The sequence below is a fragment of the Gimesia chilikensis genome (genome assembly GCF_008329715.1).
Taxonomy (GTDB): domain Bacteria; phylum Planctomycetota; class Planctomycetia; order Planctomycetales; family Planctomycetaceae; genus Gimesia; species Gimesia chilikensis.
Genome location: NZ_VTSR01000010.1, coordinates 22,002 through 35,688, shown reverse-complemented (window position 1 = coordinate 35,688; position 13,687 = coordinate 22,002). Strand labels below are relative to the sequence as shown.

The window sequence follows — 13,687 nt, the reverse complement described above, 5'->3', positions numbered from 1 at the left end:
GGCTGAAAAAACCTTGTTCACTCGCATTCCAACTGGTACAGAGTTGGGGGCAAGGTCATGGGAATGACGACAAATGTATGATGATGGAACAGAAAAGGGGGCCGGTCTTTTGTCTTTTCCTGCACAAAATCAATGCAGCTTATGTTCCATCCTCTAACAGGCTTGCCTGTAGTGTTTGGCATAATCCAGGGGCCAGGATATCAAAACGAATATCATGATAGTTGTAGTCGTCAATAAACTGATCAAGTTTGACAGTTTCCATATACTCGACTTCTCTCCCTTGTGTCATTATTTCCAGCAGATATTTTGATAATGGAGCTCTAATGATTGTCACTTGGCTTTTGGGGAAACAATCTACATCAAAATCATATAAATCATCTGAAATGATATAAAACCATTCATTTTCCTAGGTTCTTATCAGATAGCCTTTTACGGGCTCTCCTTCTTCTTCAATTGGCCAATATTGGATAATATTGGTGATCGTAAATATTTCTGCATACGCTCCTGCTACTTCCTTTTCATGCAATTCTTTCTCTTCCAACCAACTTTCGTACTGATCTCTACGGTTTTGAAGTATCTTTTTGAATCCAAAGATCATCGTGACAAGAATAGTAATAAGTCCCAGTACTCTGATAATAAAAATACTATTATTATCTACCACCAGACGTATCAGTAGTTGAACAGGCATGATCAGCACCAGGCCAACAATCGGAAACCCTATGAGCCAGACAAAGATATCTAAAACTAAGAAGTGATATTCAGGCTTTTCGAACGGCCATTCCTGATATTCATATCTAATGTTTGATGTTTGAATCATGACATGAAGTTCCCCGGAAATTGAATGGTGCTCAATGTGACTTGCTCACTTTATATTCCCAATCTGATTCAAGTGATACTCTGAATGCCGTACCATGCGTCAATGTAATCCACGACCAAAGGATCAACGTAAAGTTCCGATTCCAGACGAACTCCGCGAATCGTTGCGCGAGGTACGAGAAGTCATCGACGAAGCCGAGCGCGATCCCGATGACATGCCGATCGACTTCGAGGATGCAATTCAAGTGGGTGCAATTTGCGGCGGGTGGGTTGGCGGGGATAACCGACCGTTTGAATTCACATACTTCCCCGCAGGAGACAGGAAATACGGCCGCTGGTTCTTGGCGCTCCATGAGACCGAGATCGAGGATATTGCAGATGGGGTGATATCGGAGCTCACTATGTATTGTTGCACATCACCCGACTGTCACTGCAAATTCCGTGATGAGTCCGAGACGTGCGTCTTCTGCGACTATGAAGATGACTCTGAGACTGTCTCACTGAATCAACAACTCGCTGCGCTTGCCCAAACCGTGAACTCAAAAAAAGAATGGGTGGCGGGCTACCTGCGCATCAAGCCCGACGCAAGTGGTGTATCACTCATCGGCGACTACAACCCAATTGATGGTCTTGGTGACCGGCTGGGATGGTTTTCAACTCCCGAAGCCCAGGAACTGATTGATCAGCTTCGATCGGAATCCGGATCATAAAAATGTGTCAAGAACCAGTTTCTGATTCGCGTGTCAGCCGGGTATCCCCGAATGTAATTCGGGGTTGTCGGAGACAACAGGAAACTGTCAGAGCACTCTGGCAATGGAGAAAGCAGAAACCGATTTGACTTTGGTCAGCAGCGGAGTGGTGCTCTGAAAACATGAGACATCACTGTCAGTTTCCTGCTCGCTGCGCTCGGCCCGAATTGCATTCGGGCCTACCCTCTCTTCGGTGTTGAGATCAAATTGGCTCGATAGTCAAGGCGCGGGACTCTTAAAATATGACACCAATGTAAATGTACTGCGAACAGAATATTTTCGTGTGTTTCGTGCCTTTCGTGGTTCATAAAAATGATCAAGCAATACACAGAAAATCGCAGCGACTGTTTGAGACAGTACTAACTGGATTGGAACCAGTTTCTGTTTCGTGTGTCTGCATGTCAAATTCGGTTCTCACACCGACTGATCGTTTTGACTGATTTTCAAGTTGACGAATCTTGTGTCGACTGTTAAGCTCGCTGTCCGTTGGAATTGATGAGACGTTGAACGCTTCGTTTCACTTCCTGGCTTTGTTTCGTTTTCACAGGAAAACAGCTATGACTCTCTACATGCAGCGCGTCCACTGGTGTGACCGACTGTATGTCTCGCCCGAATACAGACGGGTTGGAGACGCCGATGATGCAGAGTCTGACATGCGCCTGGTCTAAGACTGGCACTGCTGCTGCGCGCACCGCGAGTTGAGTGCGCGGCCCTCGTTCTCGATTGTGTGTTCGATCCTGCGCGAGTGTTAATGCCTGTAAACCCCGTCAGATCCCTGTTCGGTTTCTGCCTGCGCGCCTTGAGGTTGCGCCGGTAATCGTGCCGGCGCGGTTCCTGTCTGCAGTGCTCCGTCAAAGATCAGCGCGCTTAGTCTGATCTCGATCGCTTTTTGTTTTTTCACGGTCTGTGAACTCAGGGAAGGTCTGCGCACAACGTGCGCGCTGCTTTCAAAACTTTCACAGACACGTCGCCGCTGCCGGTACGCACCGATGTCACGTGCGCTCCCGGTACGCGCGGTGGCGGAACGCTTACTAACACAATAATTATCAATACACTTTGAAAGGAGCCAGCAGATGGCTATTGCTACCAATCTTGGATTTCCCCGTATCGGCGTACAACGAGAACTGAAACGGGCCGTTGAAAAATTCTGGTCCGGAAAAATTTCGGAAGCGGAATTACACAATGTCTGTCGTGAACTGCGTGAAACCAACTGGAAACGACAACAGCAGGCGGGAATCGCGCACATTCCCTCCAACGATTTTTCTCTTTACGACCAGGTACTGGATACCGCGGCGCTGGTCGGTGCGATTCCCCGGCGGTTTGAATGGTCGGGGGAAGAAGTTGACCTGGCGACTTACTTCGCGATGGCGCGGGGTGGTAAGGGGGGACAGTCGGTGACCGCCTCAACCGAAGGTGTCGCGGCACTGGAGATGACCAAATGGTTTGATACGAACTACCATTACCTGGTCCCTGAGTTTGAGGGGGATCTGCAGTTCCAGCTCGCTTCGCGGAAACCGATCACGGAGTACCTGGAAGCGAAAGCCCTGGGGATCGAGACGCGTCCGGTGCTGCTGGGGCCGGTTTCGTTTCTGTTGTTGGGGAAGACCTGGGAGGCGGATATCGATCCCTTAAGCCTGCTCGATGCACTGTTGCCTGTATATGCGGAAGTACTTGCGGAACTGGCGGCAGCCGGGGCGGAGTGGGTGCAGATTGACGAACCCTGCCTGGTGCTCGATCTGACGGAAGCCCAGCGGACGGCCTTTCAGCGGGCCTACGATCGGCTGTCGATCAATGGGAACCAGCTCAAAATTGTGCTGGCCACGTATTTTGGTGATCTGAAAGAGAACCTGTCGACGGCGGTGTCGCTGCCGGTCGAAGCGCTGCACATCGATCTGGTGCGGGCACCAGAACAGCTGGAAGACGTGCTGGCCCAACTGCCGGAAGAACTTTCACTCTCGCTGGGAGTCGTTGACGGGCGGAATATCTGGAAGAACGATGTCAGCCGCTCGATTTCGCTGGTGGAAACCGTCGTGGAACGGCTGGGGACAGATCGCGTTTTGATCGGTCCTTCCTGTTCGCTGCTGCATACGCCCGTCGATCTGTCGCTGGAGTCGGGACTGGATCCCGAGGTGCGCCAGTGGCTGGCTTACGCGCAGCAGAAGCTGGAGGAGATCAACCTGATCACGCGAGCCATCAATGGCGGACGGAAATCAGTGGCTGCGGAACTGGCCTGGTACGACGAGAAGATGGAATCCCGACGGAAGTCGGAGCGCGTGCATCGTGCGGAGGTCAAGGAACGCTGTGCCGGGGTGACGGAAGAGATGCTGCGACGGCAGTCTCCTTATCCGGAGCGGCAGACGATCCAGACGCACGAACTGCAGCTGCCTTTGTTTCCGACGACGACCATCGGTTCGTTCCCGCAGACTGACGACATCCGCAAGGCGCGGGCCGCGTTCAAGAAAGGGGAACTGCAGGAAGCGGCGTATGAGGAGTTTCTCAAGAACTGTATCGCCAGTGATATTCGCTGCCAGGAAGAGATCGGTCTGGATGTGCTCGTGCATGGCGAAGCGGAGCGGAACGACATGGTCGAATACTTCGGCGAACAGCTGGAAGGCTTCATCGCGACGAAGCATGGCTGGGTGCAGAGTTATGGTTCCCGGTGTGTGAAGCCCCCCGTGATCTTTGGTGATGTGCTGCGAAAAGAGCCGATGACCGTGAAGTGGACTGCTTATGCACAGTCCTGCACCGAGAAGCTGATGAAGGGCATGCTCACCGGGCCGGTGACGATTCTGCAATGGTCGTTTGTCAGAGACGATCAGCCACGGAGCGTGACCTGCCAGCAGATCGGGCTGGCGATCCGGGATGAAGTGCTCGATCTCGAAGCGAGCGGCATCCGGGTGATTCAGATCGATGAACCGGCGATCCGGGAAGGTCTGCCGCTCAGGAAAGCCGACTGGGACGCGTATCTGCAGTGGGCAGTGGACTGTTTCCGGCTGGCCTCGGCGGGAGTGGAAGACGAAACCCAGATCCACACGCACATGTGCTATTCGGAATTCAACGATATCATCGAAGCGATCGGGGCTCTGGACGCGGATGTGATTTCGATTGAGACTTCACGGAGTAATATGGAGCTGCTGGATGCGTTCGTGCAGTATCAGTATCCGAATGAAATCGGACCCGGCGTATATGACATTCATTCGCCCCGGGTGCCGACGGTGGAGTCGATTGAGTACCTGCTGGAGAAAGCTCTCGAAGTTTTGCAGCCCCGCCAGTTGTGGGTGAATCCTGATTGCGGCCTGAAGACCCGCAAATGGGAGGAAGTCAAACCCTCGCTGGAGAACATGGTCGCGGCGGCGCAGCAACTGCGGGCCCGGTGGCTGTCACGCGTCTGAACGTGTGAATCATAGGAAAAGATGACTGAAAACGTAGTCAGCTGCGGAATGTTCGTTGTCGGACATTCCGGGCTGATCTACGATAGGGACTAATGGGGCTGTTCCCCGCGAAAAGAAATAGAAACAGACACTGATATGAAACATCAATTCGAATTGAAACTGATCCTGTTCTTACTGACGCTGACCTGGTCGGCGGGCTGTGGTACGCAGGAAGCGGGTTCGGTTGCATCACAGACAGAGCAGGGGGCGCAGGCACCTGCGTCTGAGCTGCCGGCTGCTTCGGAAGCGACGGAAGTCGACGTCGTTGCGGAGGCGCAGTCGTTCCCGGTGACGGTGAAAGATTATCAGGGGCGGGATGTCACGCTGGCGAAACAGCCACGGCGGATTATTTCGCTGCTTCCGTCGCATACGGAGACGCTATTTGCGCTGGGGGCAGGTGAGCAGATGGTGGGCTGCACGTCGCTGTGCAATTATCCGCCGGAGACAGAGGAACTGAAACAGATAGCGCTGGCAAACCCGGGCAGCATCAGCCTGGAAGCGCTGGTGGAGTTACAGCCGGATCTGATTGTGACCGGCGGGGATTATCATCGTCAGCTGGCGGCGCAACTGGAGACGCTCAAGATTCCAGTGTTGGCCCTGGAATCGCAGTCGGTGGCGGATATCGAAAAAGCGATGCTGGGAATCGGGCAGGCGACCGGGCATTCTCGACAGGGACAGAAATTGATCGCCCGGTTGAAGGAGGAGATCGCTGGAGTACAGAAGCAGATCAAACCGTTTCAGAAAGAGGAGCGGCCTAAAGTTTTTTACCGGGTCTGGGATCAGCCGTTGATGACTGCCGGCCCGCACTCGTTTATCGGAGAGTTGATCACGCTGGCTGGGGGAGAGAATGTCTTCGCGGATGTGGAGCCTGCGTATCCCCAGGTGAGTGAAGAGACCCTGATTCTGCGCAACCCGGACGTGATTGTTCTACCACGCATGAAAGCGGGGCCCAGCGACGCGCGTGAGGTGCTTGAGAAGCTGCGTCAACGTCCGGGATGGTCGGACATGACAGCGGTAAAAGAGGGACGCGTGTATCTGATTGAAGACGATGTGATTTCCCGGCCCGGTCCGCGGGTGGTGCAGGGACTTCAAAAACTGGCACAGGCGTTGTACCCTGAGGCATTTTCCTATCCTTAAGCTTGAGAGTGGATTCTGCAGGTGAGACCCACGCAACCCCGTTTTGCTGTCTGGCGGATACTCCCGTTCCTGGGAGGGCTGCTGCTGGCGCTGCTGGTGGGAATTCATTTTGGTGCGGTGGAGTTGTCACTGTCCGAGATCTGGCAGGGTCTGACGGGCGCCGAAGCCGGCGCGCAGATCGAGACGATTCTATGGCAGATCCGATTGCCGCGAGTAGTGCTGGCGGCTTGTGTCGGTGCCGGGCTGGCGATTGCGGGCGCTGCATTTCAGGGAGTGTTTCGGAATCCGCTGGCCGATCCGTTTGTGATTGGTGCTTCGAGCGGTGCCGCTTTGGGGGCGACACTCGCTTTGCTCTGTCTGGCGGGAAGTGTGACAGTCATCACGAGCACCGGTCAGGTGCCCTGGCTGATCCTGGCGGCGTTTGGCGGGGCGATGCTGATTGTCGGGGCTGTGTTTGTGATTGCCTCGCTCAGTAACCTGGGACGAAGTGCGCCGCTGTTGACGTTGATTTTGGCGGGGATGGCGCTCAGCAGTTTTACCGGAGCGCTGGTTTCGCTGATCATGTTTCTGAATCATGAGATGCTGAATACGATTTTCAACTGGCTGCTGGGGAGCTTTTCCGGCAGACACTGGAATGAAATCGCGATTGCCGGTCCGGTGATCCTGGTGAGCGGCGGTCTATTGTGGATGTTGTCACGGCCTTTGGATCTGTTGTCATTCGGGGATGAGACGGCGATGTCACTGGGGCTGCCGAGCGGTAAGGTGCGGTTGTTGATTTTAGCGGCGGCCACGTTGTGTACGGCGGCCTGTGTGTCGGTGTCGGGGGTGATCGGATTTCTGGGACTGATGGCACCGCACATGACGCGTATTCTTTTGGGCCCGAGACACGGACTGCTGATTCCGGGCAGTGCGTTACTCGGGGCGACACTACTGGTGATTGCCGACACGCTGGCGCGGACCGTGATTGCGCCGACGGAGATCCCGGTGGGTGTGGTGACTGCCTTGATGGGCTGTCCGTTTTTTCTGTTCCTGCTGATCAGCCGCGGCCGACAGACGATGTGAAAGGTTTCCCATGCCTGAAATTCAACTGGAGAATGTGACGTGCGGCTATCCCAACCAGGAAGTTCTGCATCAGGTTTCACTGGCAGTGGAGCCGGGTAAGGTACTGGTGCTGCTCGGACCCAACGGGTCGGGGAAGACGACCCTGCTGCGTGCGCTGTTTCAGTTGATCGCAGTGCAGCAGGGGACGATCCTGGTGGAAGGTCAGGATGTGCAGCGACTCTCGCGACGGGAGATGGCCCAGAAACTGGCACTGGCCCCACAGCTGGAGATGCCTCAGTGGCCGATGACGATTGAAGAGACCGTGCAACTGGGACGCTCGGCGCATCGGGGCTGGGTGCAGCCGTTTAGTGGAGAGGATGCGGAGCATGTCGAGACGGCGCTGGCGCAGACCGGATTGACAGAACTGCGGGCGAAGAAGATTACCGAGATCTCCGGCGGGGAATGGCGGCGGACGCTGATTGCCCGGGCGCTGGTTCAGCAGACCAAGGTACTCTGCCTGGATGAGCCGACAACGGGCCTCGATCTGAAATACCAGGTAGAGGTGCTGTCACTGATCCGCGATCTGGCCCATGAGCGGGAGTTGACGGTGTTGCTGACAATTCACGATCTGAACCTGGCCAGCTGTTTTGCCGACCAGATTGTGTTACTGGCCGGAGGCGAGATCGCTGCGTTGGGAACCGCGGCGGAGGTTCTGACGGAAGCGCGTTTGAGCGAGGTCTATCAGACCCGGGTCAAAGTAGTGCCCCATCCGGAATACCAGACGCCGCTGGTGGTTCCCCTGCTGTGAGCGAAATGCGAGTCGCGGATCAGCTGGTGACGTAGCTGTCACAGACCTGGACTTTGGCCCAGGAGGCTTTGTTCTCTTCGATGAATTTCAGGTGATCGGGAGCGGTCTGGTAGATGTCGTGCGATTCCTTGCTGTCGAAGACCACGTTCAGAGCGACGTGAAATTCCTGATTATTCACTTCTCGCTGGAACTCGGGGCCACGCTGGCCGGCGGAAAAGTAGACGACGCCGGGATGATCTTTGAGATATTTGTGACAGGCGTCCACCATGGCCTGGATTGCTTCCGGAGAGCCGTCATTGAGGGTGAAATAGACCATATGAGCCAGTTGTGTGTCTGCCATGGGGGTTCCTTTGGGGGTGTTCTAGTGTGTTAAGTACTGGAATAGAATGATGTTAGGTGCGAGCAAGGTGGTGCTGCCCGGATTCAATCTCCCTATCTTCTCAAAAACGGGGGTAAATGTCACCGGTACCGGGAGTGAATGAATTTTGGAATTCCGGAAATTTAAAATAAAGCGACTTTAACGATTATGCCGATAAAGAAGAACGGTGGGTTATTCGTTCGGGAACCTCATTCGGGGAACCCAGGTTTCAGTGAGTCTGAAACAGGAACGAAATCAAGGAGTGCCTTTCAGCACACTTAGTCAAAAAAGGAGTTTTTCGATGTCCCCCTGGATTCGAAATGTCATTGTAGTCGCATCACTGTTTCTGATTTTTGCTGATAGTAACGAAGCCGACGCGCATCTGTTTCGCAGATTATTTAACCGTGGTGGCATGGGTTGTTATTATCCGCAGCACAGCCGTTGTGGACATCGTTGTCGCAAACTGGCCCGGCGTTATTTCCGTCGTTGTGCTCCTGTCACTTCCTGCTGCCCGGGCGTGTGTACTCCGCCTCCGCCGCAGATCTGTTACCAGGACATTATCTGTACCGAATACCGTATGATTCCTCAGACACGGAACGTGCCTGTGACGACTTATCGTCAGGTGACCGTGGATGAAGGTTGCTGGCAGCGAGTCTGGGTTCCCAAAATGGTGACCAAGCAGATTCCTCAGACCTGCTATCGTCAGGAAACCACTTACGTGCGTCAGCCTTACCAGGTTCGCAAACGGGTTCAGGTGATGACTCCTCAGTCAACCTGCACGGATTGTGTGAATGGTATGAACGGACTGCCTTCGATGATCAGTCCTTCGCCAACTGTGATTCCTTCCACACCGACACCTGCTCCTTCGACCGTGCCGACACCGACTCCGATGTCTTCCACGTCGCTGGATCTGGGAGCCTACCCGACTCTGGCACCTACTGTGACTGCACAGCCGGCTGCTTCCTGGGGAACGGGGGCGACGACTTCATACGCGAGCACTGCCAGTGTGGGAACTTATCCGATTTCTGGTCCGGCTCTGCCTCCCAGTCCTGCCATGCTACAGGTACCACAGCTGACTTCAAATTCCGGTTCCGACTGGCAGACGATTCCTTCGCTGAATGCGACTCCGGCGACATCCGCCTATGATGATTCTGCTTCACGGAGTGCTGCTGCGAGAGGTGCTTTCCGTCCTGCACCATCGGCTGCGACCGTCTGGAATACTCCGCGTCGCCAGCCTTTGAACTAATCGTGCGAGCGATCTGAATCCATAATCGAATTCGAACCGGGATCTGCGGCAGACTGCTGCGGGTCCCGGTTGTTTTCGTAATTGTGGAGTGCATCCTGTTCGCGGCGGTTCATTTTGTAGAAGGCAACGCCGAAACCGCTGAAGATCATGGCGGGCATGGCGAGCATGAAAGCGATGCTATACATGTAAGCCCGGGGTTTGCGATCATCGGTTTCGTTCAGCTCTTTGCACATCGGGCAGGCTTGAGCAGGACGAATCAGCGCAGGACTGGAGAACAGGCCAAGCAGGGCTGTGGCCAGTAAACAGGATCGCAGGAATCGAAATCGTTTGCACATGATGATGAAACTCGGTTAACGGGAACGTCTTTGATATTATCAGGATAACAGACCGGCGGGGCTGTGCCAAATGATTACTGGTTCGATCAGGCGGCTCCGGGCAGATGATAAAGCATGAAATAGATTACCACGCCGGTGATGGAGACATACAGCCAGATTGGAAATGTGATTTTGGCGATGCGGCGGTGTGCTTCCCACTGCTGTTTGAGTCCGCGGCGGATTGTCATCCAGGCGAGGACAGGCACCGCGGCGGCCAGGACCACGTGCGTGATCAGAATGAAATAATACACGGGGCGAATCAGGCCTTCTCCCTGAAATTTACGGGAGGCATCGCCGGTGTAACTCTGCAAGGCAAAGTGGTAGATCAGATAGAAGACCAGAAACAGGACCGATGTACCAAACGCGGTGAGCATCGTCTTCTTGTGTTTCTCCCGTTCCCCTTTGCGGATGAATCCGTAGCCGACCATCAGCAGAATCGTGGCCAGTCCGTTCAGAGCGGCGTTGACGGTGGGGAGTTGCATAACCCAGTCGGGAGCCTGACCTGCTGGGCCTGCTTTGGTGACAGTCTCGACGGTTTCCGTTTCGACTTCAACCGGTTCCGTAGGGGCAGCGGGGGCGGATTCGGTTTCAGACTGTGCCAGCAGCAGGGGGAGCAGCAAGGTGCTCAAAGAGATCATACCCGCTTTGGCCGGAGGCTTTGCGACTGGCTTGGGTTCTTCTTTGGCGGGGGCTTCTGCTTTCTTCTTTGAGTCTGTTTTGTCTTTCGATTCTTCTTTGACGAGCTTGCGGACTTCGCGGCGGAGCTCGGCCATTTCAGCGTCGTTGACGGCGTTGAACTTCTGGAGCACGCGGCCATCGGGGCCGACGAGCATCACGTTGGTGGTGTGAATGACTTCAAAGCCAGGCTTGCGGGCAGGGCCGACATTTTCCTCCACGGGCATCAGAAAACTTTTTTCGATGAGGTGGAAGATCTCTTTCTGGTCGCCGGTGAGGAAGAGCCATTTCTCGGGATCGGCGCCCATCAGCTCGGCGTATTGCGAGAGGACTTCGGGAGTGTCATGATTGGGGTCGACGGTAATCGTGACCAGACGGAAGTCGAGGTCTTTGAGATCTTTCTGCAGCTGGTAGAACTGGCCGGAGACGCGGGGGCAGGGACCGGCGCAGCGGGTGAAGACGAAGCAGGCGACCCAGGGTTTCCCCAGCAGGTCTTTCTTCGTGATGGTTTTACCACTGCGTTCAGTGAGCGTGAAATCTTCGATCCCTTCCTTGGGCCAGATGGGACCTTTGACGCTGATTTCTTCGGTCTCTTCTGTATTTTCTTCCGCCTCAGCCCGGGCCGCCTGTTCGGCCTTGCGCTGTTCGAGAGCCAGGTCGCTCTGCTTCTTGAGCTGCCAGGTGGCGAAGGCACTGACGGCGACGAGAACCCAGAGCGAAATCGTCAGAATCAGCGGAATGCGGCGGGGAGGTTTGTTTGGTGTTTCAGTCATTTTGAATACTTCAAATCTCGTTTGATGGTCGGTGTGATTCAACGGGCGTTACGGGTGGCCCGCTTTCCGGTCATCCAGATGGCAAGAACTACATAGATTATACACACGACGGCGGTGACGGTCAGGCAGACAATCATTGACGGATTGCCGGGCGCTGTCGGGAGCGTTTCTGCAGACGACAGAATCCGGCGGAGACCGGTGACGCCGTAGGTTAAGGGGTTGGCGCGAATGATCCACGAGAGCCAGCCCGAATCACCCGCGGGGAAAAAGGAGCCTGAGAGCAGCCACATGGGCATCAGGAAGACCGACATGATGGCATGAAAGCCCTGTGTCGATTCCATGGGCCAGGCGATGAGGTAGCCTAAAGCGGTCAGACTGAAGCCGAGCAGGAACAGAAACAGAATCAACGGAATCAGACCGGAGAGGGTGACACCTGTTTCAAAGTCGGGGGCCAGTCCCACGAGATTCAGCAAAGGTCCCAGGAAAAGGAACAGGACAGCTTGTAAAACGGCCAGAATCGTGCCGCCCAGCAGCTTGCCCAGTACGATCGAGGCGCGGGGAACCGGTGCGACGAGAACGCCCTGCAGGAAGCCTTCTTTGCGGTCTTCGATGATCGAGATCGTGGAGAAGATGGCGGTAAACATCAAAATCATCACGGCGACGCCGGGGAAGAAGTATTCCTGATAGGTCATGCCGGCAGGCGCCCAGGCGGGGGCCTGAAACGATCCGCGAAGTCCGGCTCCGAAGAGGATCCAGAACAGGACCGGTTGGATCAGGGCTCCGATGACGCGGGTGCGCTGTCTGACAAAGCGGACGACCTCGCGGTGGGCGAGTGTCAGGATCGGCAGGACGAATGCGGGCTTGTGGTCAGCGGGCATGTTCTGATTCATTCCGATTCCTCCGCCTGCCAGAACTGATGACCGGTTTCATGGATGAAGACATCTTCCAGTGTCGGCTTGCCGAGGGAAACGGAAGTGACCTGGTCGGGAAAGGCGTCGATCAGATCTTTGAGGAATTCGTGACCGCGGGTGTGTTCCAGACGCAGGCTGGCGTTGATGCGCTGTGGGGTAACGCCGAACTTCTCGGTGATGAGTCGGGCGAGTTCATCGGGATGCTCGGCCTGGATGGTCAGGCAGTCGCCGCCGACCGAGGCTCGCAGTTCATCGGGAGTACCACAGGTGACGAGTTCGCCCCGGTTCAAAATTCCCAGGCGGTCACAGTGTTCTGCTTCTTCCATGAGGTGTGTGGTGATCAGGATGGTGACGCCGTTCTCCTGCTGGAGTTGTTTGAGATATTTCCAGAGGTCGTGCCGGGCACCGGGGTCGAGGCCGGTACTCGGTTCGTCGAGCAGGAGCACGCGGGGAGAGTGCAGCAGGCCTTTGGCGATTTCCACGCGCCGCTTGAGGCCGCCCGAGAGGGATTCCGCCAGATCCCCTTTGCGGTCGGTCAGACCCAGGTGGGACAGGGCATTGGCGATGCGGTCCCGCATGAGGGCTCCGGAGATGCCATACAGGTGGGCCTGGTGTTTGAGGTTTTCCTGGACCGTAAGTTTGCCGTCCAGGCTGGGTGACTGAAAAGTGACGCCGATCAGGTTACGGATTTCCTGCGACCGGGTGGCCAGGTCGAGTCCCGCGATTTCGGCGGATCCAGCCTGCAGGGGGAGCAGGGTCGAGAGCAGGCGAAAGAGTGTGGTTTTTCCGCCACCGTTCGGACCGAGCAGACCGAAGATTTCACCGGAGTGGACTTCGAAACTGAGCTGGTTCAGGGCGAGGCGTTGCCCGTAATGGTGCGAGATGTCCTGCACGACGATCCGCGCCGCGCGGGCGGTTTCCTGCGGTAGCGTGTTACTCAACATGACTCGTTTCGGGCTGTTCGGGCGCAGCGTTGGCTGAGGCCTGCTGTGCCTGTTCCAGGTAATCAATCTGGGGGGCTTCACTGGTGTAGTAATGAATGCCGATATCGGGGGTCATGGCGATGGTCAGTCCCATGGCGAGGATGATCGTCGGGCTAAGCAGAACGTATTTCCATTTGCCTTCAAACTTGAGGTGCATGAAGTAGATCAGCACGAACAGAGCTTTGGCACAGGCGACGGCGAGCACGAGGAACGCCAGCAGGATGACACCCTTGATGCCGACCACGTTTTTCTCGCGCAGGTCGATGATGTCGAAAACAATCGAGAGCACGGTGCAGAAGCAGAGGGCGTAGAAGATCTTCGTATAGACGTTGTAGGCGGGATGAGCTGGTTCTTGGGACATCTTACTTCGGTCTTTCCGAACTTG

13 protein-coding genes are annotated in these 13,687 nt (G+C 55.4%); 6 read left to right on the top strand and 7 right to left on the bottom strand.

Annotation, left to right across the window (positions count from 1 at the left end):
• Window positions 1-406 precede the first annotated feature (406 nt).
• Complete coding sequence (locus FYZ48_RS15240; protein WP_149341805.1) at window positions 407-817, bottom strand: hypothetical protein; 411 nt, start codon at window positions 815-817, stop codon at window positions 407-409.
• A 94-nt stretch (window positions 818-911) separates the two neighbouring features.
• Here FYZ48_RS15240 and FYZ48_RS15235 point away from each other — a divergent pair, with 94 nt between their 5' ends.
• The 5 genes from FYZ48_RS15235 (at window position 912) to FYZ48_RS15215 (ending at window position 7,982) form a co-directional block, all read left to right on the top strand.
• Window positions 912-1,526 (top strand): hypothetical protein, encoded by a 615-nt coding sequence (locus FYZ48_RS15235; protein ID WP_149341803.1) that lies wholly within the window; start codon window positions 912-914, stop codon window positions 1,524-1,526.
• A gap of 1,112 nt (window positions 1,527-2,638) precedes the next feature.
• Entirely contained in the window at window positions 2,639-4,957 is a 2,319-nt protein-coding gene (metE, locus tag FYZ48_RS15230; RefSeq protein ID WP_149341801.1) for a 5-methyltetrahydropteroyltriglutamate--homocysteine S-methyltransferase, read from the top strand.
• Between the two features lie 135 nt (window positions 4,958-5,092).
• Window positions 5,093-6,133 (top strand): ABC transporter substrate-binding protein, encoded by a 1,041-nt coding sequence (locus FYZ48_RS15225; protein WP_149341799.1) that lies wholly within the window; start codon window positions 5,093-5,095, stop codon window positions 6,131-6,133.
• Window positions 6,134-6,154: 21 nt separating this feature from the next.
• Window positions 6,155-7,195 carry a FecCD family ABC transporter permease gene (locus FYZ48_RS15220; RefSeq protein WP_198422231.1) on the top strand — a complete coding sequence of 347 codons (1,041 nt, stop codon included), beginning with the start codon at window positions 6,155-6,157 and terminating at the stop codon, window positions 7,193-7,195.
• A 10-nt stretch (window positions 7,196-7,205) separates the two neighbouring features.
• A complete protein-coding gene (locus FYZ48_RS15215; RefSeq protein ID WP_149341797.1) occupies window positions 7,206-7,982 on the top strand; it encodes an ABC transporter ATP-binding protein in 777 nt (258 codons plus the stop codon).
• Between the two features lie 19 nt (window positions 7,983-8,001).
• Here the strand turns inward: FYZ48_RS15215 and FYZ48_RS15210 are convergent, their stop codons facing one another.
• Window positions 8,002-8,322 (bottom strand): Dabb family protein, encoded by a 321-nt coding sequence (locus tag FYZ48_RS15210; protein ID WP_149341795.1) that lies wholly within the window; start codon window positions 8,320-8,322, stop codon window positions 8,002-8,004.
• A gap of 319 nt (window positions 8,323-8,641) precedes the next feature.
• Between FYZ48_RS15210 and FYZ48_RS15205 the strand changes: the two genes are divergently transcribed.
• On the top strand, window positions 8,642-9,586 hold the full coding sequence (locus FYZ48_RS15205) for a hypothetical protein (RefSeq protein ID WP_149341793.1): 945 nt from the start codon (window positions 8,642-8,644) through the stop codon (window positions 9,584-9,586).
• Here FYZ48_RS15205 and FYZ48_RS15200 read toward each other — a convergent pair.
• The 5 genes from FYZ48_RS15200 to FYZ48_RS15180 all read right to left on the bottom strand — a co-directional run bounded on the left by FYZ48_RS15200 (window position 9,583) and on the right by FYZ48_RS15180 (window position 13,663).
• Window positions 9,583-9,921, bottom strand: coding sequence for a hypothetical protein (locus tag FYZ48_RS15200; RefSeq protein ID WP_145036946.1), 339 nt, complete (start codon window positions 9,919-9,921; stop codon window positions 9,583-9,585). The two genes, FYZ48_RS15205 and FYZ48_RS15200, sit on opposite strands and share 4 nt — an antisense overlap.
• A gap of 86 nt (window positions 9,922-10,007) precedes the next feature.
• A complete protein-coding gene (locus FYZ48_RS15195) occupies window positions 10,008-11,408 on the bottom strand; it encodes a DUF420 domain-containing protein (protein WP_149341790.1) in 1,401 nt (466 codons plus the stop codon).
• A gap of 38 nt (window positions 11,409-11,446) precedes the next feature.
• A complete protein-coding gene (locus FYZ48_RS15190) occupies window positions 11,447-12,298 on the bottom strand; it encodes an ABC transporter permease (protein ID WP_242022675.1) in 852 nt (283 codons plus the stop codon).
• On the bottom strand, window positions 12,295-13,263 hold the full coding sequence (locus FYZ48_RS15185) for an ABC transporter ATP-binding protein (RefSeq protein ID WP_149341788.1): 969 nt from the start codon (window positions 13,261-13,263) through the stop codon (window positions 12,295-12,297). The genes FYZ48_RS15190 and FYZ48_RS15185 overlap by 4 nt, the downstream gene beginning before the upstream one ends.
• Window positions 13,253-13,663, bottom strand: coding sequence for a cytochrome C oxidase subunit IV family protein (locus tag FYZ48_RS15180; protein ID WP_149341786.1), 411 nt, complete (start codon window positions 13,661-13,663; stop codon window positions 13,253-13,255). The genes FYZ48_RS15185 and FYZ48_RS15180 overlap by 11 nt, the downstream gene beginning before the upstream one ends.
• Window positions 13,664-13,687: the final 24 nt, after the last annotated feature.

Bases quoted from the DNA above. Each gene is read 5' to 3' on its own strand.
- FYZ48_RS15240 (WP_149341805.1), bottom strand. From the start codon at position 817: ATGATTCAAACATCAAACATTAGATATGAATATCAGGAATGGCCGTTC.
- FYZ48_RS15235 (WP_149341803.1), top strand. From the start codon at position 912: ATGCGTCAATGTAATCCACGACCAAAGGATCAACGTAAAGTTCCGATT.
- metE (WP_149341801.1), top strand. From the start codon at position 2,639: ATGGCTATTGCTACCAATCTTGGATTTCCCCGTATCGGCGTACAACGA.
- FYZ48_RS15225 (WP_149341799.1), top strand. From the start codon at position 5,093: ATGAAACATCAATTCGAATTGAAACTGATCCTGTTCTTACTGACGCTG.
- FYZ48_RS15215 (WP_149341797.1), top strand. From the start codon at position 7,206: ATGCCTGAAATTCAACTGGAGAATGTGACGTGCGGCTATCCCAACCAG.
- FYZ48_RS15210 (WP_149341795.1), bottom strand. From the start codon at position 8,322: ATGGCAGACACACAACTGGCTCATATGGTCTATTTCACCCTCAATGAC.
- FYZ48_RS15205 (WP_149341793.1), top strand. From the start codon at position 8,642: ATGTCCCCCTGGATTCGAAATGTCATTGTAGTCGCATCACTGTTTCTG.
- FYZ48_RS15200 (WP_145036946.1), bottom strand. From the start codon at position 9,921: ATGTGCAAACGATTTCGATTCCTGCGATCCTGTTTACTGGCCACAGCC.
- FYZ48_RS15195 (WP_149341790.1), bottom strand. From the start codon at position 11,408: ATGACTGAAACACCAAACAAACCTCCCCGCCGCATTCCGCTGATTCTG.
- FYZ48_RS15190 (WP_242022675.1), bottom strand. From the start codon at position 12,298: ATGAATCAGAACATGCCCGCTGACCACAAGCCCGCATTCGTCCTGCCG.
- FYZ48_RS15185 (WP_149341788.1), bottom strand. From the start codon at position 13,263: ATGTTGAGTAACACGCTACCGCAGGAAACCGCCCGCGCGGCGCGGATC.
- FYZ48_RS15180 (WP_149341786.1), bottom strand. From the start codon at position 13,663: ATGTCCCAAGAACCAGCTCATCCCGCCTACAACGTCTATACGAAGATC.